The sequence below is a fragment of the Streptomyces sp. NBC_01341 genome (genome assembly GCF_035946055.1).
GTDB lineage: Bacteria > Actinomycetota > Actinomycetes > Streptomycetales > Streptomycetaceae > Streptomyces.
In genome coordinates this window covers 982,649-1,002,063 of record NZ_CP108364.1, presented here as the reverse complement: position 1 = coordinate 1,002,063, position 19,415 = coordinate 982,649, and the positions used below count along the sequence as shown (strand labels likewise).

Sequence of the window (19,415 nt, the reverse complement as noted above, 5' to 3'; positions counted from 1 at the left end):
GGTGTGGGCCGTCCAGGGGGTGCAGTGCGTCAGTTTCCGTATCTCAGTGGGGAGTTCGACATGGACCGAAGGACCTTCAACCGCCGGATGCTCGTGGGCGGCGGCGTTGCGGCGGCGACCGGTGTGACATCGATGTCACTGGGAGCGGTCCAGGCCACCTCGGCGGAGAACCCGGCGAAGACCGCGCCCGCCGGAGGAGTCGTACGCCATCTCAAGCTGTACGCCGAGAAGTTGGCGGACGGGTCGATGGGCTACGGCTTCGAGAAGGGCAAGGCGTCGGTCCCGGGCCCGCTCATCGAGATCGTCGAGGGCGACACGCTGCACATCGAATTCGAGAACACCACGGACGTCGACGCCAGCCTCCACGTCCACGGCGTGGACTACGACATCGCCAGTGACGGCACCCGCATGAACCGGAGCCACGTCGAACCCGGCGGCACGCGCACCTACACCTGGCGCACGCACGCCCCCGGCCGCCGCAAGGACGGCACCTGGCAGGCGGGGAGCGCGGGCTACTGGCACTACCACGACCACGTCGTCGGTACGGACCACGGCACCGGGGGCATCCGCAAGGGTCTGTACGGCCCGCTCGTCGTGCGGCGCAAGGGCGACGTCCTGCCGGACAAGACGATCACCATCGTCTTCAACGACATGACGATCAACAACAAGGCGGCCCACGAGGCCCCGAACTTCGAGGCGACGGTGGGCGACCGGGTCGAGGTCGTGATGATCACGCACGGTGAGTACTACCACACGTTCCACATCCACGGGCACCGCTGGGCCGACAACAGGACGGGCCTGCTCACCGGCCCGGACGACCCCAGCCGCGTCGTCGACACGAAGATCTGCGGACCCGCCGAGTCGTTCGGCTTCCAGGTCATCGCCGGTGAACACGTGGGGGCGGGCGCCTGGATGTACCACTGCCACGTCCAGAGCCACTCCGACATGGGGATGGCCGGGCTGCTGCTGGTCGCCAAGGCCGACGGCACGGTCCCCGGATACGACCCGCCGCACCACGCGGCGGGTGCGGCCGAGGCGCACGAGCACTGAGGGCCGTGGCGGGGCCGGTGCGGTCCCGCCACGGCGCGGACCTGACGGCTGCCCGGCGGGACGCGCGGGTGGTCCCGGAGGTGCGGGCGGGCGCCCGCACCTCCGGGCTTCGGGTGCGGCGGGGCTGCGGTTGTCAGCGCCCGGTGCAAGACTCGGAGGGGGTGGGAAGGCCCGTGCCACGAGGCGCGCGGGTCCACGTGACACGCCCGAGGAGCACACCATGCTCGACCCGTCCTTCGAGACCGGCGCCCCCAACTGGATCGACCTGGGTACCCCCGACATCGACGAGGCCACGGCCTTCTACAAGGGCCTCTTCGGCTGGGAGCTGGTGCCCGGCGGCCCCGAGACCGGTGGGTACGGGATGTACCGGCTGAGGGAGCGCACGGTCGCGGGCGTCATGACCGTGTCCAAGGAGCAGGGCAAACCCGCGTGGTCCGTCTACTTCCAGACCCCCGACGCCGATGCGACGGCGCGGACGGTCGAGCTGGCGGGCGGCAGAGCGGCGTTCGCTCCGATGGACGTGCTGGACTACGGGCGCATGGGCGGCTTCACCGACAGTGCGGGGGCCTACTTCGGGGTGTGGCAGCCCGGCACGAACACCGGCCTCGGCGTGATCATGGAGCCGGGCGCCCTGGTCTGGACCGAGCTGTACACCCCCGACGTACCGGCGGCTGCCGCGTTCTTCCAGACGGTCTTCGGGTGGCAGACCGGGGCGATGCAGTATCCCGGCGGCTCGTACACCATGATCCGTCCCGCCGGCACCGAGGACGACATGTCGTCGTTCGGCGGGCTCGTGCCCCTCGACCAGGCGAAGGACCGGGCAGCGGCCGGACCGCACTGGCTGCCGTACTTCGCGGTGGAGGACGCCGACGCGGCGGTCGCCGACGCGGAGCGCCTCGGCGGCACGGTGACCATGCCCGCCACCGATGTCCAGCAGGTCGGCCGGATCGCCACCCTCGCCGACCCGGCGGGCGCGGCGTTCGCGATCATCAAGCCCGCACCGATGCCCTGACCCGCACACGGCCGTCGGGCGCGGACGTCGAGCGATCGTTGATCACCTGTTTATCGCGACAGGGCACCGTGTCTCTCATGCCGATCAACACCATGACGACCGAAGAGCTCCCCTGGCAGGAGACGGCGCTGTGCGCCCAGGCCGGGCCCGAGTTCTTCTTCCCCGCACCCGGAAGCTCCACCCGCGAGGCCAAGCAGCTGTGCAACGCCTGCGAGGGCCGCACGGCCTGCCTCGAGTACGCACTCACCCACGACGAGCGTTTCGGCGTCTGGGGCGGGCTCTCCGAGAAGGAGCGGGAGCGGATGCGCAGAGGCCGCCGCGACGCGAGCTGACCGCCGGCCCGAACCGGGCACGATCGGGGGCCCTCCGCCGGCCCCCGGCACACCCCGTGCCGCGGTCCGGACGGGGTGAGGGCTCCGGGTGCGCCCGCCGCCCGCCCGCCCGTCAGCCCATGCGGAAGGTCTCGCCGTACACCTGCCACACCAGCGGCTTCTCCAGGCCGAGGTTTCCCTCACGCAGGAACACCCGCTGCGCGGTGTCGATCCGTGTCGTGTCGCGCTGCACCTTCCGCGCTTTGATCGCCGACCTGCTCTCGTCGAGGAAGGCGTTCAGGTACGCCTTCTCGTCGCCGCCCTCCGCGACCGTGTCCGCGGACGCCATCGCGGCGTCGCGGATGCCGTAGAAGCCGTCGGCCCCGACGCCGGGTCCGTGCAGCACCATCGCGTCGTAGTAGACGAACTGGCCCAGGGTGCCGAGGCCGTCCAGCTTCGCCAGCCTGACCGCGGGCTCGAAGTACAGCCTGTCGCGCGTGCGGTCCTGCGCCTTCCGGAACGCCGGGTCGTCGGCGGCCTCGCGCCACGCGTCGGTGAAGCCCGGATCCAGCCCCTCGTGCGAGTCGCTTCCGTCCACCTCGCGCAGGGCGGGGAGGAAGCGCGCGAGCGGATTGTCCGGGTGGCCCTCGGTGTAGGACTCGACCAGCTGGAGCATGTCGTTGGTCCCGGAACAGAATCCGATGATCCCCGCCGTGTAGCCCGTGCCGTCGCCGATGTCGTCGATCGCCCCGTACCGGCTGCGCCAGTCCAGGGTGGACGCCTCGGCGCTGGACACCAGCCGGGACGCGGTCTCCTTCATCGCGGGAGCGGCGAGGCCGGGTGGCAGCGACGCGATCCGCTCCGCGCTCTCGTCCGTCTCCTCGTCCGCTCCGCGCGTTTCCGTGTTCTCGTCCGTGGCTCCGGCGGCCTGCTGGACCACGGTGGGTGGCTCGGAGTCACCACTGTTGAGAATGATCGAAGCAACGATGGCTATCGGCGCGCCGATGAGAACAAGGCGGGTCACAGGTTTCACCCGGACGAGAATACGTTCCGTGAGGCCGTGGGGGTGGCTCAACCGGAGAGGCGGCGCACGCAGGAGCGTGCGCCGCCTCTCGCCGCGGTTCGGGGAGCGGATCCCGGGCCGGAGGGCGGCCGGCCCGGGATGTGTCAGGTCCGGCCGGTGTCAGGCCTGGGCGCGGGCCGCCAAGCGGGCCTTGCGTGCCGCCAGCTTCTCGTCGAACTTCGACGCCTCGCTGTCCAGGCCGCTCATGTAGAGGCCGAGCTCCTCCTGGGCCTTCAGGCCCTCGGGGCCGAGACCGTCGATGTCGAGCACCTTCAGGTAGCGCAGCACGGGCTGGATCACGTCGTCGTGGTGGATGCGGATGTTGTAGATCTCGCCGATCGCCATCTGCGCGGCGGCCCGCTCGAATCCGGGCATCCCGTGGCCGGGCATGCGGAAGTTGACGACCACGTCCCGCACCGCTTCCATCGTCAGGTCCGGCGCGAGCTCGAACGCGGCGGCCAGCAGGTTGCGGTAGAAGACCATGTGCAGGTTCTCGTCGGTCGCGATCCGCGCCAGCATGCGGTCGCAGACGGGGTCGCCCGACTGGTGGCCGGTGTTGCGGTGCGAGACACGGGTCGCGAGCTCCTGGAAGGCGACGTACGCCACGGAGTGCAGCATGGAGTGGCGGTTGTCGGACTCGAAGCCCTCCGCCATGTGCGTCATGCGGAACTCCTCCAGCTTGTCCGGGTCCACGGCGCGGGAGGTGAGCAGGTAGTCGCGCATCACGATGCCGTGCCTGCCCTCCTCCGCGGTCCAGCGGTGGACCCAGGTGCCCCAGGCGCCGTCGCGCCCGAAGAGGGAGGCGATCTCGTGGTGGTAGCTGGGGAGGTTGTCCTCGGTCAGCAGGTTCACGACGAGGGCGATCCGCCCGATGTCGGTGACCTTGGACTGGCCGGACTCCCATGCCTCGCCGTCCTCGAAGACGCCGGGGAAGTTCCGGCCGTCGGAGAACGGCACGTACTCGTGGGGCATCCACGCCTTGGCGACCTTGAGATGGCGGTTGAGTTCCTTCTCCACCACCTCCTCCAGTGCGTACAGCAGCTGGGCGTCGGTCCACGCCTTCGAACTGCCGGGGTGGGGAGAGGTGATCGTCACGGGGAGCTCCTGGGGACGGGAGGATTACCTACGGCTTCGTAGGTTACGTGACCGTAGGTTAAGGCGGCGGTAAGGCCGCAGCCAAGCCCGGTCCTCGCTGTGCTCGCTCACGTACGGTTATCAATGCAGCTCAGGGCCCTGCGGAGACGACAAGTCGGTCCTCTGGTCGAGGTTGTTGGTGGGCTTGTCGAGGAGCAGGACCGGCGGGCGGGCAGGCAGGAGCGCGATGGCATCGAGCGCGGCCCTCTTCGCGGCGATGCCCAGCGCCTCGTCCACCCGGCGCGAGGTGTCCAGGACGAGATCCTGCGGGAGGTGGCCCACGTCGCCCGTCGTGGTGAGGCGTCCGGCCGACGGGATGAGTTCACCCGCGACGAGCCGCAGAAGGGTGGATCTGCCGCAGCCGTTGAGGCCGATGAGACCGGACCGGCCGGGACCCGCGGACAGGTCGAAGCCGTCGAGGACGGTCCGTCCGTCGGGCCAGGCGAACGATGGGCGCTATCGAGGACGCGGCTGGTGGGTGGGGGCACAGGAGTCTCCCTGTTGTGTCGGTGGCTCACGGAGAACGGCTCGGACATCAGGGGTCGCACAGGGCGCGCGCACGTCGGGTGCGCGGCGCGGTGACGGACACCTCAGATGTGGAGCAACGTCCTTCTCCGGTCCGGCGACAACAAGGACTCCGACGACGTCACGAGCGGCTGCCGCGGCCCGCAACCGAATTCCGGCCGGGTCCCGCCTCAGCAGGCCCCGCCGAGGAGATCCGTCAGATCACCGTCGAGATCGAGGAACCGGTACTCGTCGCCCACCGGGACGAGTTCCTGCGCGCGCTTCAGGAAGCGGCGCAGCTCGGCCGTCCGCACGTGCACCATGGCGATGCCTTCGACGGCGTGGAACTCCAGCACCGTGCGGTCGTATCCGAACGGCCGGACTCTGACGTCACCGACACCCGCGGGGGCGTCCATCCCGGTGGCCAGGAGCTCGCGGGAGAACTCCCAGGACACCTCGGTGCCTTCTAGGGTCGCCGGCGCCGGGAACGCCATGCGGACGGCGAAGGGGTCCCCGCGGTCGTAGTGCAGAGTCGCGGGCAGGGTCTCCATCCGCGGCGCGGATGCGACCATGCGGGCCTGCACGGACTGCTCGATAACGCTGGACAAGACCTGCTCCCTCTCGCCTCGGACGAACGGCTCCCGCCATGGGAGTAGACGACGGAACTTCTCCGTCCGTGCACTGCCCGGCAGCGTGAGCTGCGTCACCGCCCGGCGGTCCTCCCCTCGGTCGACTGCCCCGTTTCACACCCCGCACCCTGGACGCCCGCAGCGGGGTGGGTTAGCTTCCAGCGCCATGAGGGCCATGCGGAAGACGAGACTGCTGGTGGCACTGGGACTCTGCGGGGCGGCGGTTGCCGCCGCGTTCGCCGCACCGTCGGCGCAGGCCGGGGAGGTGAAGCACCGTCATGGGACGCCCGTGTGGGAGCTCACGGCCACCGGGGCGGACCCACGGTTCCGCGGCCTCGCCGCCGTGGACCGCGACGCCGCCTGGGTCGCGGGGGCCGGGGGCACGGTGCTGCGCACCGAGGACGGCGGGAGGCGCTGGCGCGACGTGTCGCCGGCCGGCGCGGACGGTCTGGAGTTCCGTGACATCGAGGCCTTCGACCGGCGCAGGGCGGTGGCCCTGGCCATCGGCGAGGGGGAGGCGTCCCGGGTCTTCCGTACCGGCGACGGAGGAAAAACCTGGACGGAGTCCTTCCGCAACGCCGACTCCCGGGCCTTCTACGACTGCCTGACGTTCTTCGACAGCCGTCACGGGCTCGCGATGAGCGACCCGGTGGACGGAAGGTTCCGCATCCTGTCCACCTCGGACGGCGGCCGCAGTTGGCGTGTGCTGCCCGCTGCCGGGATGCCGGCGGCCCAGCCCGGCGAGGCCGGGTTCGCGGCGAGCGGCCAGTGCCTCGCCAGCGCGGGCGGCAGGGATGTCTGGCTGGCCACCGGGGGCGCGGCGACCGCCCGGATCCTGCACTCCGGGGACCGTGGGCTGACGTGGGCCGAGGCGCGGTCGGGCATCCCCGCGGGGGACCCCGCGCGAGGGGTGTTCGGTCTCGCCTTCCGCGACCGGGCACACGGCATCGCCGTCGGAGGCGACTACCGGGCCGACCAGGCGTCGCCGGACGCGGCGGCCGTCACCGCGAACGCCGGACGGACCTGGCGGCGCGCGACCACCCCGCCGCCGGCCTACCGTTCGGGCGTCGCGTGGCTGCCGCACAGCCGGCGGTCGGCACTGGCCGTCGGCCCCACCGGTACCGATGTCACGCGGGACGGCGGTCGCACCTGGCGGACGGTGGACACCGGCTCGTACGACACCGTGGACTGCGCTGCGGACGGCGGCTGCTGGGCCTCGGGAGAGAAGGGGCGGGTCGCACGGCTCGGCCGGCACCCGGGGCGGTGAGGTCCGGCGTGCGGAGCGGGGGCAGCCCTTAGGATGACCCGCCATGACGACATTCCGGATGCCCGCCGACGAGGCCGAGGCCCGCGCCGTGCAGGACGCGTTGCGGCCCCGCGTGGTACTGGACGAGCAGGGACCGCCGCCGGGGGCCGGCCTGGTCACCGGGGTCGACGTGGCCTACGACGACGAGCGGGACCTCGTGGTCGCGGCGGCCGTCGTCCTGGACGCCGCGACCCTGGAGGTGGTCGCCGAGTCGACCGCCGAGGGCCGCGTGACGTTTCCGTACATCCCGGGGCTCCTTGCCTTCCGGGAGCTCCCGGCCGTGCTGACCGCGCTGGAGGGGCTGCCGGTGGATCCCGGGCTCGTCGTCTGCGACGGCTACGGGAGGGCTCACCCGCGCAGGTTCGGGCTCGCGAGCCACCTCGGCGTCCTCACCGGCCTGCCCGTCATCGGCGTGGCGAAGAACCCCTTCACCTTCCGCTACGAGGAACCGGGTCCGCTGCGGGGCGACTTCACCCCGCTCCTGGACGGGGACGAGGAGGTGGGGCGCGCCGTGCGCACGCAGGACGGCACGAAGCCCGTGTTCGTCTCCGTCGGCCACCGCACCGATCTGGCCGGCGCATGCGCTCACACGCTCGCGCTGGCCCGGGACTTCCGCCAGCCGGAGACCACCCGCCGGGCCGACGCGCTGTGCCGCTCGGCACTCCGGGAGGCGGTCGGCTGACGGCGGCTCGGGCGGGTGCCGAGGCAAGGGCGGGGCGGTTCTGTTGCCAAGTGAGTACATGTACGGATGTTCCTCGTCGAACATCAGGGGCAGGCTGGTACACATGATCGACCACCACGCACCGCAGATGAGCACCGGAACCGTACGTCTCTCCCAGCGCGGCGTCGCCGTGGGCATGACCCTGGGCGTCCTCGCGGGAGCCGCCTGGACCGTGTCCATGGTTGTCACGCTGGCGTCCTGGATGAGCTGACCCCCGGGCCACGCCCGGCCCGCCGGCGGTCAGCGCACCGCCGCGACCCGGAAGCGCAGTCCGGCGGCCTTCAGCCGCTCCAGGAGCGCATCGCCCATGGCCACGGCGGTCGTGACCTGGCCCGACGTCGCCGGCAGCTCGTCCAGGGCGAGCGAGAGCGCCGATTCGGCCAGCATCTTCGCCGTCTCGCCGTAGCCCGGATCGCCGCCCGACACCTCGGTGAACACCCGCCGTCCGCCGCCCTCCCCGACGAAACGGACCGTGAACCAGCTGCGCCGCCTGCGCCGTTCGTCCGGGCCCGTGCCCGGCTCGACCCGGCCCGACAGCCAGCTCCGCGCCGCCGGTATCTGGGCGGCTCCCAGCAGCAGGCCCACGGCCGCGGTGCCGCCGAGCGCCATCGGCAGGCGCTTGACCGAGGCGAAGTGCCGGTAGCGGAAGTCGGGTCCGTAGCGCTCCAGCGCCCGCGCCGAGCGCTCCACGACGCGCGGGTCCAGGGTGGGCAGAGGCAGGGCCCAGGTGCCCGTCTCCGGGCTGAAGTGCGGTGAACCCTGCGGGGCGCGGGCGCGGCGGCCGACGATCCGTGGTTCGTGCAGCCTGCGTTCCCTGGCGGCGCGCAGCATCTGCGGGCCTCGCCCCATGGCGGTGAGGGCGGAGGCGAGCGTACCGCCCGAGAAGACCGCGTCGGTGCGTACGAAACCGTCTACGGTGAGGGGTACGCCCTCGGGGAGCTGCTGGACCGTGAAGTAGGCGCCGAGGTCGTGGGGCACGGAGTCGAATCCGCAGGCGTGCACGAGGCGGGCGCCCGTCTCGCGGGCCCGGGCGTCGTGCTCCAGGAACATCCGGTCGACGAACTCGGCCTCGCCCGTGAGGTCCGCGTAGTCCGTGCCCGAGTCCGCGCAGGCGGCGACCAGTTTCTCGCCGTACCAGACGTACGGGCCGACCGTCGAGGCCACCACGTGTGCCGAGCGCGCCAGTTCGCGCAGGGCCTCGCCGTCGTCGGCGTCCGCCGTCAGCAGCGGGAGGTCCGCGCAGTGCGGGTGGTCCGCGGCGAGGCGGTCGCGCAGCTGTTCCAGCTTGGCGCCGTCGCGGCCCGCCAGGGCCCAGCGGCAGCTGTCCGGTGCGTGGGCGGCGAGATATTCGGCCGTGAGTGCCCCCACGAAGCCGGTAGCTCCGAAAAGGACCACGTCGTAAGGGCGTTCTGCCTCGTTCTGCCTGTTCATGAGTGCCTCCGCGGGGGCCGGTGCCGATGTGGCAGGCAGAGGGTAGCCGAGGTGTTCGTGGCGCCGTGCGGCCGGGAGGGCTTCGGTGCGAGAGGATCCCGGGAGAAAGAACTAAGCGCTTGCTCGGCCAAAAGGGTTGTGCGGAGTGCGGCCGGTTCTTAGCATCATCGATGTTACATCAGTTGTGTCATACCGTTGGGGGCTTGATGACAACGACAGGGCTCGGGTCGCAAGGCCCCCTGACCGGGGTGCGCGTCGTCGAACTGGCGGGCATCGGCCCGGGTCCGTTCGCCGCGATGCTCCTCGCCGACCTCGGCGCCGATGTGGTGCGGGTCGACCGCCCGGGGGGTTCGGTGCTCGGCATCGATCCGGCCTTCGACCTCACCAACCGCAACAAGCGTTCCGTCCTCGTCGACCTCAAGGCCGAGGACGGGCCGGGGCAGGTGCTCGACCTCGTCGAGCGCGCCGACGTGCTGATCGAGGGCTACCGGCCGGGCGTCGCCGAACGCCTGGGGGTGGGGCCCGAGGCCTGTCTGGCACGCAACCCGCGGCTCGTGTACGGGCGGATGACCGGCTGGGGCCAGGACGGGCCGCTGGCCGACCGGGCGGGACACGACATCGCCTACATCGCCCTCAGCGGCACGTTGTCCATGATCGGCGGGTCCGGCGAGCCGCCGACCGTGCCGGCCAACCTCGTCGGCGACTACGCGGGCGGCTCGCTCTACCTCGTCGTCGGCGTGCTCGCCGCCCTCCAGCATGCCCGTACGCCCGAGGGGACGGGCCAGGTCGTCGACGCGGCGATCGTCGACGGCGCCGCCCACCTCGCCACGATGATCCACGGCATGCTGGCGGCCGGCAGCTGGCAGGACCGGCGCGGCGCCAACCTCCTCGACGGCGGCTGCCCCTTCTACGGCTGCTACGCCACCGCTGACGGCCAGTACATGGCGGTCGGACCCCTGGAGCCCAGGTTCTACGACGAGTTCGCCACGCTCCTGGAACTCGGCGACGACGCGCCCGACCGCAACGAGCCCGGACAGTGGGAAGCGCTGCGCGCACGCGTCGCCGACCGGTTCGGTACCCGTACCCGCGCCGAGTGGACCACGATCTTCGAGGGCACCGACGCCTGTACGGCCCCCGTGCTCTCGCTCCGCGAAGCCCCCGGCCACCCCCACCTCGCGGCCCGGGCCACCTATGTGGAGCACAGCGGCCTCACCCAGCCCGCCCCCGCGCCCCGCTTCTCCGTGACACCCGTCTCCGTCCGGAGCGGCCCCGCGCTGCCGGGGGCGGACACCGAGGCCGTCGCCGCGGACTGGGACCTGCCGGGCCTGCGGGTACACGGGAAGGAAGCGACCGGCTGATGGAACGCTCCGTGCCGCCGGACCGCGCGCGATCACCGCGTCGACGCGAACGGCTCCGCGATCACCGCGTCGGGCTCCGCGGGGCCGCGGTGACCACGGCCGACGCCACGTCCGCCGGAACCGGTCCGGCGCGCCCGATCTCCACCGTCAAGAACTGGCTCCAGGGGGCTTGAAGTGCAACGGCAGATCTTCACCGAAGAGCACGACGCGTTCCGCGGGACGGTCCGCACCTTCCTGTCGAAGGAGGTCCTCCCGTACTACGAGCAGTGGGAGCAGGACGGCATCGTCTCGCGTGACGCCTGGCTCGCGGCGGGCCGCCAGGGACTCCTCGGCCTCGCCGTGCCCGAGGAGTACGGCGGCGGCGGCACCACGGACTTCCGCTACAGCGCCGTGCTTGCCGAGGAGTTCACCCGGGCCGGGGTCTCCGGGCTCGCGCTCGGACTCCACAACGACATCATCGGCCCCTATCTCACCGGCCTCGCCACCGAGGAGCAGAAGCGCCGCTGGCTGCCCGGGTTCTGCAGCGGCGAGACCATCACCGCCATCGCCATGACCGAACCGGGCGCGGGCTCCGACCTCCAGGGCATCCGCACCTCGGCGGAGGACAGGGGAGACCACTGGCTCCTCAACGGTTCGAAGACCTTCATCTCCAACGGCATCCTCGCCGACCTCGTCGTCGTCGTGGCCAGGACGACACCCGAGGGCGGCGCGAAGGGCCTCTCCCTGCTCGTCGTCGAACGCGGCGCCGAGGGCTTCGAGCGGGGGCGCAACCTGGACAAGATCGGCCAGAAGTCCCAGGACACCGCCGAACTGTTCTTCGACGACGTACGCGTCCCCAAGGACAACCTCCTCGGCGAACGCGACGGCGCGTTCCTGCACCTCATGACCAACCTGGCCCAGGAACGCATGGGCATAGCGGTCGCCGGCATCGCCGCCGCCGAACACCTCCTGGAGATCACCACCGACTACGTCAAGGAGCGCGAGGCCTTCGGACGTCCGCTCTCCACGCTCCAGCACATCCGGTTCGAGATCGCCGAGATGGCCACCGAGTGCGCCGTCACCCGGGCCTTCCTCGACCGGTGCATCGTCGACCACTCCGAGGGGACGCTCGACGCCGTGCACGCGTCGATGGCCAAGTGGTGGGCCACCGAACTGCAGAAGCGCGTGGCCGACCGGTGTCTCCAGCTTCACGGCGGCTACGGCTACATGACGGAGTACCGGGTCGCGAAGGCCTTCACCGACGGCCGCATCCAGACCATCTACGGCGGGACGACCGAGATCATGAAGGAGATCATCGGCCGCTCCCTGCTCGCCTGACCTCCCCGCCCAGCACCGACCCCGAAAGGCAGCTGCCTTGAGTACCGAAGCATTCGTCTACGACGCGATCCGCACCCCGCGCGGCCGCGGCAAGGCCAACGGAGCCCTGCACGGCACCAAGCCGATCGATCTCGTCGTCGGCCTCATCCACGAGATCCGGGGACGCTTCCCGGACCTGGACCCGGCGGCCATCGACGACATCGTGCTCGGCGTCGTCAGCCCGCTGGGCGACCAGGGTTCCGACATCGCCCGTATCGCCGCGATCGCCGCCGGACTGCCGGACTCCGTGGCGGGCGTACAGGAGAACCGCTTCTGCGCCTCCGGTCTGGAGGCCGTCAACCTCGCGGCCGCCAAGGTCCGTTCGGGCTGGGAGGACCTCGTCCTCGCCGGCGGCGTCGAGTCGATGTCCCGCGTGCCGATGGGGTCGGACGGCGGCGCCTGGGCCATGGACCCGATGACCAGCTTCGAGACCGGCTTCGCCCCCCAGGGCATCGGCGCCGACCTCATCGCGACCATCGAGGGCTTCTCCCGCCGCGACGTCGACGAGTACGCGGCGCTGTCGCAGGAGCGCGCCGCCACGGCGTGGAAGGAGGAGCGCTTCGCCCGTTCCGTCGTCCCCGTCAGGGACCGCAACGGCCTCCTCGTTCTCGGCCACGACGAGCACATGCGCCCCGGCACCACGGCGGACTCGCTCGCCGGCCTCAAGCCCTCGTTCGCCGCGATCGGCGAGATGGGCGGCTTCGACGCCGTGGCTCTGCAGAAGTACCACTGGGTCGAGAAGATCGACCACGTCCACCACGCGGGCAACTCCTCCGGCATCGTCGACGGGGCGGCCCTCGTCGCCATCGGGTCGAAGGAGACCGGCGAGCGCTACGGGCTCACCCCCCGCGCCCGGATCGTCTCCGCGGCCGTCTCCGGCTCCGAGCCGACCATCATGCTCACCGGACCGGCCCCCGCGACCCGCAAGGCGCTGGCCAAGGCCGGGCTCACCATCGACGACATCGACCTCGTCGAGATCAACGAGGCGTTCGCCGGAGTCGTCCTGCGCTTCGTGCGGGACATGGGCCTCTCCCTCGACAAGGTCAACGTCAACGGCGGCGCCATCGCGCTCGGCCACCCCCTCGGCGCGACCGGCGCGATGATCCTCGGCATGCTCATCGACGAGCTGGAGCGCCAGGACAAGCGCTACGGGCTCGCCACCCTCTGCGTCGGCGGCGGCATGGGCGTCGCCACCGTCGTCGAGCGTCTCTGACCGTTCCCCTTCCTGCGGAGAAGACGAGCAATTGACTTCCTCCCCTCCCTGACGGGAGGGGATTCCAGCGGTCGCCCGCCGGCTTTCCTGCTTCATCACCGGTTGCCCGTCCGGCGTACGCCGGTCGGGTCTTACACCAGCTCCACAGGCTGTAACCGCCAGTCCGGCGGCCTTCAGGTTCTTCGCGGCGTTCACGTCACGGTCGTGACGGGCACCGCACGCGCATGTCCAGGTGCGGACGTTCAGCGGCATCTCGCCCTGGAGGGTGCCGCAGTTCGAGCACAGCTTCGACGAGGGGAAGAAGCGGTCAACCACCACCACGTCCCGCCCGTACCACCCGGCCTTGTACTCCAGCATGGTGCGGAACTCGGCCCACGACGCATCGCTGATGGCGCGGGCCGGCGAACGGTTTCTGACCATGTTGCGTACGTTCAGATCCTCGATCACGAGCGTTTGGTTTTCACGCACGAGTCGAGTGGTCAGCTTGTGCAGGTGATCCCGGCGCCGGTCGGCGATCCGGGCGTACACCTTGGCAACCTTCATCCGGGCCTTCGCCCGATTGCTGGAGCCCTTCGCCTTCCGGGACAGGTTTCGCTGCGCTTTCGCCAGGCTGGCCCGGTCGCGACGCTCATGCCTGGGGTTCGAAACCTTCTCTCCGGTCGACAGGGTCATCAGGGTGGTGAGGCCCACGTCGATGCCGACCGCAGCGTCCACGGTGGGCAACGCCTTCACCGAGGGGTCTTCGACGAGCACCGACACGAACCAGCGCCCCGCCGGATCCTGCGACGCCGTCACCGTGGACGGCAAAGCACCCTCGGGCAGGGGCCGCGACCACACGATGTCCAGCGGGTCCTTCATCTTCGCGAGAGTGAGACGGCCGTCCTGGTAACGGAAGCCGCTGGTGGTGTACTCCGCCGACCGGCGGGACTTCTTCCGAGACTTGAAACGCGGGTATTCGGCCCGCTTGGCGAAGAAGTTCGCGAAGCCGGATTGCAGGTGCCGCAGGCACTGCTGCAACGGCACCGACGACACATCGTTCAGATACGCCAGTTCGTCGGTCTTCTTCCACGCGGTGAGCACCGCCGGGTTTTGCGTAAAGATCGAACCTGCCGGTCGGAGTACGGCCTTTCGCCTGGCGGCGAAACCTCGCCGTTGCCTGCTCCGCAGGTTTTCGTTTCCTCCCCGGCCTGAAGGCCGGGGTATCCATGAAAGGACTCCGATGACCGAGAGCACGACCATTCGCTGGGAACAGGACGAGACCGGTGTCGTCACCCTCGTACTCGACGACCCCAACCAGTCCGCCAACACGATGAACCAGGCGTTCCGGGACTCCGTCGCGGCCGTCGCCGACCGCGCGGAAGCCGAGAAGGACACCATCCGGGGCATCATCTACACCTCCGCCAAGAAGACCTTCTTCGCCGGCGGCGACCTGAAGGACATGGTCCGGATCGGCCCGGACAACGCCCAGGCAGCCTTCGACGCCGGCACCGCGATCAAGAAGTCGCTGCGCCGCATCGAGACCCTCGGTAAGCCGGTCGTCGCCGCGATCAACGGCGCCGCCCTCGGCGGTGGGTACGAGATCGCGCTGGCAGCCCACCACCGCGTCGCCCTGGACTCCCCGGGGTCCCGGATCGGCCTGCCCGAGGTCACCCTCGGCCTGCTGCCCGCGGGCGGCGGTGTCACCCGCACCGTGCGGCTGATGGGCATCGCGGACGCGCTGCTGAAGGTCCTCCTCCAGGGCACCCAGTACACGCCGGCTCGGGCCCTGGAGAACGGCCTGATCCACGAGGTCGCCGCCACCCGTGAGGAGATGCTCGACAAGGCCCGTGCCTTCATCGACGCCAACCCGGAGTCGCAGCAGCCCTGGGACGTCAAGGGCTACCGCATCCCCGGCGGCACCCCGTCGAACCCGAAATTCGCCGCGAACCTGCCCGCCTTCCCCGCCAACCTGAAGAAGCAGCTGGCCGGCGCCCCCATGCCCGCGCCCCGCAACATCATGGCCGCTGCGGTCGAGGGCGCGCAGGTCGACTTCGAGACCGCGCAGGTCATCGAGGCGCGCTACTTCACCGAGCTGGTCACCGGCCAGGTCGCCAAGAACATGATCCAGGCGTTCTTCTTCGACCTCCAGGCCGTCAATTCCGGTGCCAGCCGCCCCGCGGGCGTCCCGGAGCGGCCGGTGCGCAAGGTGGCCGTCCTCGGCGCGGGCATGATGGGAGCCGGGATCGCCTACTCCTGCGCGCGCGCCGGAATCGACGTGGTGCTCAAGGACGTGTCCGCCGAGGCCGCCGCGAAGGGCAAGGCGTACAGCGAGAAGCTGCTGGCCAAGGCGCTGTCCCGCGGCCGTACCACCGAGGCGAAGCGCGACGAGCTGCTGGCGCGCATCACCCCGACCGGTGACCCGGCCGACCTCGCGGGCTGCGACGCCGTCATCGAGGCCGTCTTCGAGGACACCGCGCTCAAGCACAAGGTGTTCGAGGAGATCCAGGGAATCGTCGAGCCGGACGCGCTGCTCTGCTCCAACACCTCGACGCTGCCCATCACCGTCCTCGCCGAAGGCGTGGAACGGCCGGTGGACTTCATCGGGCTGCACTTCTTCTCGCCGGTGGACAAGATGCCGCTCGTCGAGATCATCAAGGGCGAGCAGACCGGCGACGAAGCCCTCGCGCGGGCCTTCGACCTGGTGCGCCGGATCAAGAAGACCCCGATCGTCGTGAACGACTCGCGCGGCTTCTTCACCTCGCGCGTCATCGGCCACTTCATCAACGAGGGTGTCGCGATGGTCGGCGAGGGCGTGGAGCCCGCATCGGTCGAGCAGGCGGCGGCACAGGCCGGCTACCCGGCCAAGGTGCTCTCCCTCATGGACGAGCTGACGCTCACCCTGCCGCGCAAGATCCGCAACGAGACCCGCCGCGCCGTCGAGGAGGCGGGCGGCACGTGGGCCACGCACCCCGCCGACGAGGTCATCGACCGGATGGTCGACGAGTTCGGGCGGCCGGGCCGCAGCGGGGGAGCGGGCTTCTACGAGTACGGCGAGGACGGCGGCCGGGGCGCCCTGTGGCCGGGACTCCGCGAGCACTTCACGCGCCGGGACGTCGAGATCCCGTTCGAGGACATGAAGGAGCGGATGCTCTTCGCCGAGGCACTGGACAGCGTCCGCTGCCTGGAGGAGAACGTCCTGACGACCGTCGCCGACGCCAACATCGGCTCCATCATGGGTATCGGCTTCCCCGCCTGGACGGGTGGCGTGCTCCAGTACATCAACGGTTACGAGGGCGGCCTGCCCGGCTTCGTGGCGCGCGCCCAGCAGCTGGCCGAGCGCTACGGCGACCGTTTCCTGCCGTCCGGACTCCTGCTGGAGAAGGCGGGCAGGGGCGAGACGTTCCACGACTGACGTCGCCCCCGCGGGCCGTGTTCACTCCTGCTCACCGGCGGTGAACGCGGCCCGCAGCTCCTCCTTGAGCGACCGCTGGAAGGCGGTCAGCAGCGCCTGAAGCACCATCGGCTGCATGTGGGCCGAGAGGGACTTCATCGCCTTCACGTGCTCCGGGTCCGACTCCCGCTCCCGGTAGGGGCTCCACACCTCGTCCCGGAACAGCCGCGTCAGCTCGTGGGCGGCCGACCTGGTGTGCTCCAGCAGGACCGTGCGCGCCGCCAGGATCGTCTCGTGCGCGATGGGCACGTCCAGGAGTTCCACCCCGAGCCGCAGCAGGCCCGGGTCCACCCTGAGCGGCCCCCCTGGCTTCTCCGGGCGCTCCAGCACCCCCATGGCCGCCAGCCGGTCCACGTCCTGCTCGCTGAGCGTCCGGCCCGCGCGCCGCTCCAGCTCGGCGCGCTCCACGTCCTCCGCGGAGTCCGGAGCCCACGAGGCCACCAGCGCGCGGTGGATCGCGAGATCCTGAGCGCTCAGGTCGGGCGGAAGCTGCTGGAGGTAGCGCTCGATGGCGGCCAGCGTCATGCCCTGGTGCTGCAGTTCCTCGATGAGAGCCAGCCTGGAGAGGTGTGCCTGGCCGTAGTGACCGACGCGCCGGGGGCCGATGACCGGAGGCGGCAGCAGGCCCCGGGTGCTGTAGAAGCGCACCGTACGCACCGTCACCCCCGCGCGCGCCGCCAGTTCGTCGACGGTCAGCGTCGGCTCCTCGGTCCCGGTCGCCATGCCTGCTCCTCGTAGCCGGTGCACCTGCCTGCGGGGTTCCGGGGGTCTCCCTCCGGCACGCGGCAGCCTGTGCGTCCCCAGGCGCAACAGTATTGCTGTCTCACCATTGTTGTGAAAGTGGCCCGCGCCATGTGCGTGCGGCCGGATCGCTCATCGTCCACCTCTGCGGCGACCTGGGCGGCTGGGGCGAGGGCTTCGTCGTCGCCCTGTCGCGCCGCTGGCCGCGCAGTTCGTCCGGGTCGATCCGTACGCATGGGTGGGGAACCTGCGGTTCAGGGAAGCAGGCGGGGTAACCCTGTTGCGCAGTCGGTAGGGTGGAGGCGCAACCGCGGACGGGGAGGGCCCATGGCGACACGGAGCGCCGACGAGACCCTGCTGGCCAGGGCGCTCGTCGACACCCCACCTTCCGACGCGCTGAACGAACAGATCCTGGATGCCGCACGCGAGCAGTTCGTGACGTTCGGGCTGCGTCGTTCGACCGTCGACGACGTGGCCAAGCGGGCCAAGGTCTCGCGCGTGACCGTGTACCGCCGGATCGGCAACAAGGACAGTCTGGTCTCCGCGTGTCTGCTCCGCGAGTACCGGCGCTTCGTGGCGGACGTCGACGAGGCCGTGGCGTCGCTGCCGACCATCGAGGACCGGCTCGTCGCCGGCTTCGTGGCCGTGCTCAAGCACATTCGCGAACACCCGCTGGTCGGGGGTCTGTTGCGGCTGGAGCCGGAGACGCTGCTTCCCTTCCTCACGCTGGAGAGCGGGCCCGCCTTCCTCGCGATGCGTGATTATCTGGCCGACCGGCTGCGTCATGCTCAGCGCGCCGAGGGCCGCCCGGAGACGGACCCGACCCCCGTCGCCGAACTGATGGTGCGGATCACCGTCTCCTTCCTCCTCAACCCGGTGAGCTGTTTCGAGCTGGACGACGACGAACAGGTGGGCGCCTTCGCCCGGCGCTACCTGGTACCGCTGCTCAGCGCGCGCTGAGCCGGCCGGGATGCGGGTGTGTGGTGTCGCGGGTCCTTCCGCGCCACTTCCGCCGGACAGGAACCGCGCTCGGCGCCGTCGCGGGTGCTCTCCGGCTCGGGCGGGTCACGGCGTCTCCACGGGCAGGGGTTCCAGTGGACGGCTCTGCGCCCAGTGCGGACCGAGGTCGTCGAGCCGGTAGCCGAAGGGGTAGCTGCGGGGCCTAGGCCTGGAAGGTATCCAGCGTGGCCGGGCGGGGAGCAGGCGTACCCCGTGCGAGCGTGCGCGTACGAGCCGTGCCGCCGCCGCCCGTGCCCACCAGGGCTGTGCGGGGAAGCCGAGCGCCCGCAGCAGCGGTTCGTCCAGCAGGGCGAGCGAGAATCTCGCGACCAGGGGGCGCAGCGGCGCCGGGTACCAGGCCGCCATGACCCGGAAGGTGGCGTTGGCGACGCGACGGTTCGCCGGATCGTAGGCGAACATCCGGGCCTCGTAGGAATCGAGCAGTGCCTCGAAGCCCGCGTAGGTGGCCGGAGCGCCCTCGATGCCCATCATCGCGGCCATGCGTCGCCCCACCTCCGCCAGTGCCGCGGTCTCCTGCTCGCACAGGGGACGCCACCCGAAGCGGTCGATCCAGCGTTTGGGGCCGACCACCGTGGTGGCCAGCACGTAGAGGTAGTCCTCGTTCGGGATGCGGTACTTGCCGTGGATGCGGTTGAGGTGACGGGCCGCCGCCCGCGCCCGCTCCGAGTCGAAGCCTTCGGCCGCCATCTCGTAGCCGAACAGGACGGTGTCGTCGTAGCGCTTCTGTCCGTTGCGTTCGAACTCCTGGGTCCGGTCGAGGAGTACGGAGATCCTCGGGACGCCGTAGTCGCGCAGGAAGGCGACGCTGATGCCCTGCCGGTAGTCCCAGGGGAATTCGTACTGCGACATCAGCCGGAGTATCTCGGCGCAGTCGCGGGCTGGATCCATCCGGCGGATCTCGCGCAGTCGGCTGTAGCGGCCCATGGTGTGCAACCTCCTCGGTGGACGGGAGCCGTTCAGGTGCGGACCCGCGGGGGAGGCCTCCGGTGCGGCCGTCGCGGGCTTCGGGCGGTACGTCGAAGGGAGAACGAATCGGCGTTCGGACAAGCGATGTGACGGGTCTTCGTATCCGGGGCTCTCCGGGTGTCCCGAGCGCCCCGGGCGTCAAAGTTACAAATACTATTGACTTGTTTCAT

General features: G+C 70.8%; 17 protein-coding genes and 2 pseudogenes. 11 read left to right on the top strand and 8 right to left on the bottom strand.

The genetic code is table 11. The annotated features are described in order from the left end of the window. Window positions 1-60: 60 nt before the first annotated feature. The 3 genes from OG206_RS04490 (at window position 61) to OG206_RS04480 (ending at window position 2,394) form a co-directional block, all read left to right on the top strand. Window positions 61-1,050: a multicopper oxidase domain-containing protein gene (locus OG206_RS04490; protein ID WP_327112395.1), complete on the top strand. Its 990-nt coding sequence runs from the start codon at window positions 61-63 to the stop codon at window positions 1,048-1,050. 220 nt (window positions 1,051-1,270) lie between these two features. Next, entirely contained in the window at window positions 1,271-2,062 is a 792-nt protein-coding gene (locus tag OG206_RS04485; RefSeq protein WP_327112393.1) for a VOC family protein, read from the top strand. A 77-nt stretch (window positions 2,063-2,139) separates the two neighbouring features. Next, entirely contained in the window at window positions 2,140-2,394 is a 255-nt protein-coding gene (locus OG206_RS04480; RefSeq protein WP_327112391.1) for a WhiB family transcriptional regulator, read from the top strand. Between the two features lie 112 nt (window positions 2,395-2,506). Here OG206_RS04480 and OG206_RS04475 read toward each other — a convergent pair whose 3' ends face one another. The 4 genes and pseudogenes from OG206_RS04475 to OG206_RS04460 all read right to left on the bottom strand — a co-directional run bounded on the left by OG206_RS04475 (window position 2,507) and on the right by OG206_RS04460 (window position 5,682). Next, the gene (locus OG206_RS04475; RefSeq protein WP_327122182.1) at window positions 2,507-3,397 is read right to left on the bottom strand and encodes a chitosanase; all 891 of its coding nucleotides are present in this window, start codon (window positions 3,395-3,397) and stop codon (window positions 2,507-2,509) included. 159 nt (window positions 3,398-3,556) lie between these two features. Further along, complete coding sequence (locus OG206_RS04470) at window positions 3,557-4,531, bottom strand: acyl-ACP desaturase (protein WP_327112390.1); 975 nt, start codon at window positions 4,529-4,531, stop codon at window positions 3,557-3,559. Window positions 4,532-4,696: 165 nt separating this feature from the next. Beyond that, window positions 4,697-5,020 (bottom strand): annotated as a pseudogene (locus tag OG206_RS04465) (ATP-binding cassette domain-containing protein); the annotation flags it as partial. A gap of 245 nt (window positions 5,021-5,265) precedes the next feature. Continuing rightward, the gene (locus OG206_RS04460) at window positions 5,266-5,682 is read right to left on the bottom strand and encodes an SsgA family sporulation/cell division regulator (RefSeq protein WP_327112388.1); all 417 of its coding nucleotides are present in this window, start codon (window positions 5,680-5,682) and stop codon (window positions 5,266-5,268) included. Window positions 5,683-5,869: 187 nt separating this feature from the next. Here OG206_RS04460 and OG206_RS04455 point away from each other — a divergent pair, with 187 nt between their 5' ends. The 3 genes from OG206_RS04455 to mmpA all read left to right on the top strand — a co-directional run bounded on the left by OG206_RS04455 (window position 5,870) and on the right by mmpA (window position 7,941). Continuing rightward, the gene (locus OG206_RS04455; RefSeq protein ID WP_327112386.1) at window positions 5,870-6,970 is read left to right on the top strand and encodes a WD40/YVTN/BNR-like repeat-containing protein; all 1,101 of its coding nucleotides are present in this window, start codon (window positions 5,870-5,872) and stop codon (window positions 6,968-6,970) included. Window positions 6,971-7,013: 43 nt separating this feature from the next. Beyond that, window positions 7,014-7,691 carry an endonuclease V gene (locus OG206_RS04450; protein ID WP_327112384.1) on the top strand — a complete coding sequence of 226 codons (678 nt, stop codon included), beginning with the start codon at window positions 7,014-7,016 and terminating at the stop codon, window positions 7,689-7,691. A 103-nt stretch (window positions 7,692-7,794) separates the two neighbouring features. Then, window positions 7,795-7,941 carry a morphogenic membrane protein MmpA gene (mmpA, locus tag OG206_RS04445; RefSeq protein WP_327112382.1) on the top strand — a complete coding sequence of 49 codons (147 nt, stop codon included), beginning with the start codon at window positions 7,795-7,797 and terminating at the stop codon, window positions 7,939-7,941. A 29-nt stretch (window positions 7,942-7,970) separates the two neighbouring features. Here the strand turns inward: mmpA and OG206_RS04440 are convergent, their stop codons facing one another. Then, window positions 7,971-9,161: a saccharopine dehydrogenase family protein gene (locus OG206_RS04440; RefSeq protein WP_327112380.1), complete on the bottom strand. Its 1,191-nt coding sequence runs from the start codon at window positions 9,159-9,161 to the stop codon at window positions 7,971-7,973. Between the two features lie 206 nt (window positions 9,162-9,367). On the opposite strand from OG206_RS04440, the gene OG206_RS04435 reads away from it, so the two are divergent. The 3 genes from OG206_RS04435 to OG206_RS04425 all read left to right on the top strand — a co-directional run bounded on the left by OG206_RS04435 (window position 9,368) and on the right by OG206_RS04425 (window position 13,088). Next, window positions 9,368-10,519, top strand: a complete 1,152-nt coding sequence (locus OG206_RS04435) for a CaiB/BaiF CoA transferase family protein (RefSeq protein WP_327122181.1) — start codon at window positions 9,368-9,370, stop codon at window positions 10,517-10,519. Window positions 10,520-10,693: 174 nt separating this feature from the next. Continuing rightward, entirely contained in the window at window positions 10,694-11,836 is a 1,143-nt protein-coding gene (locus OG206_RS04430) for an acyl-CoA dehydrogenase family protein (protein WP_327112378.1), read from the top strand. 37 nt (window positions 11,837-11,873) lie between these two features. Then, the gene (locus tag OG206_RS04425; protein WP_327112376.1) at window positions 11,874-13,088 is read left to right on the top strand and encodes an acetyl-CoA C-acetyltransferase; all 1,215 of its coding nucleotides are present in this window, start codon (window positions 11,874-11,876) and stop codon (window positions 13,086-13,088) included. Window positions 13,089-13,163: 75 nt separating this feature from the next. Here OG206_RS04425 and OG206_RS04420 read toward each other — a convergent pair. Further along, window positions 13,164-14,228, bottom strand: a pseudogene (locus tag OG206_RS04420) (RNA-guided endonuclease InsQ/TnpB family protein); the annotation flags it as partial. Between the two features lie 79 nt (window positions 14,229-14,307). On the opposite strand from OG206_RS04420, the gene OG206_RS04415 reads away from it, so the two are divergent. Then, on the top strand, window positions 14,308-16,479 hold the full coding sequence (locus tag OG206_RS04415) for a 3-hydroxyacyl-CoA dehydrogenase NAD-binding domain-containing protein (protein ID WP_327112374.1): 2,172 nt from the start codon (window positions 14,308-14,310) through the stop codon (window positions 16,477-16,479). A 21-nt stretch (window positions 16,480-16,500) separates the two neighbouring features. On the opposite strand, the gene OG206_RS04410 is transcribed toward OG206_RS04415, so the two are convergent. Beyond that, a complete protein-coding gene (locus tag OG206_RS04410) occupies window positions 16,501-17,241 on the bottom strand; it encodes a MerR family transcriptional regulator (protein WP_327112372.1) in 741 nt (246 codons plus the stop codon). Between the two features lie 345 nt (window positions 17,242-17,586). Here OG206_RS04410 and OG206_RS04405 point away from each other — a divergent pair, with 345 nt between their 5' ends. After that, complete coding sequence (locus OG206_RS04405; protein WP_327112370.1) at window positions 17,587-18,219, top strand: TetR/AcrR family transcriptional regulator; 633 nt, start codon at window positions 17,587-17,589, stop codon at window positions 18,217-18,219. A gap of 105 nt (window positions 18,220-18,324) precedes the next feature. On the opposite strand, the gene OG206_RS04400 is transcribed toward OG206_RS04405, so the two are convergent. Then, window positions 18,325-19,203, bottom strand: a complete 879-nt coding sequence (locus OG206_RS04400; RefSeq protein ID WP_327112368.1) for an oxygenase MpaB family protein — start codon at window positions 19,201-19,203, stop codon at window positions 18,325-18,327. Window positions 19,204-19,415 lie beyond the last annotated feature (212 nt).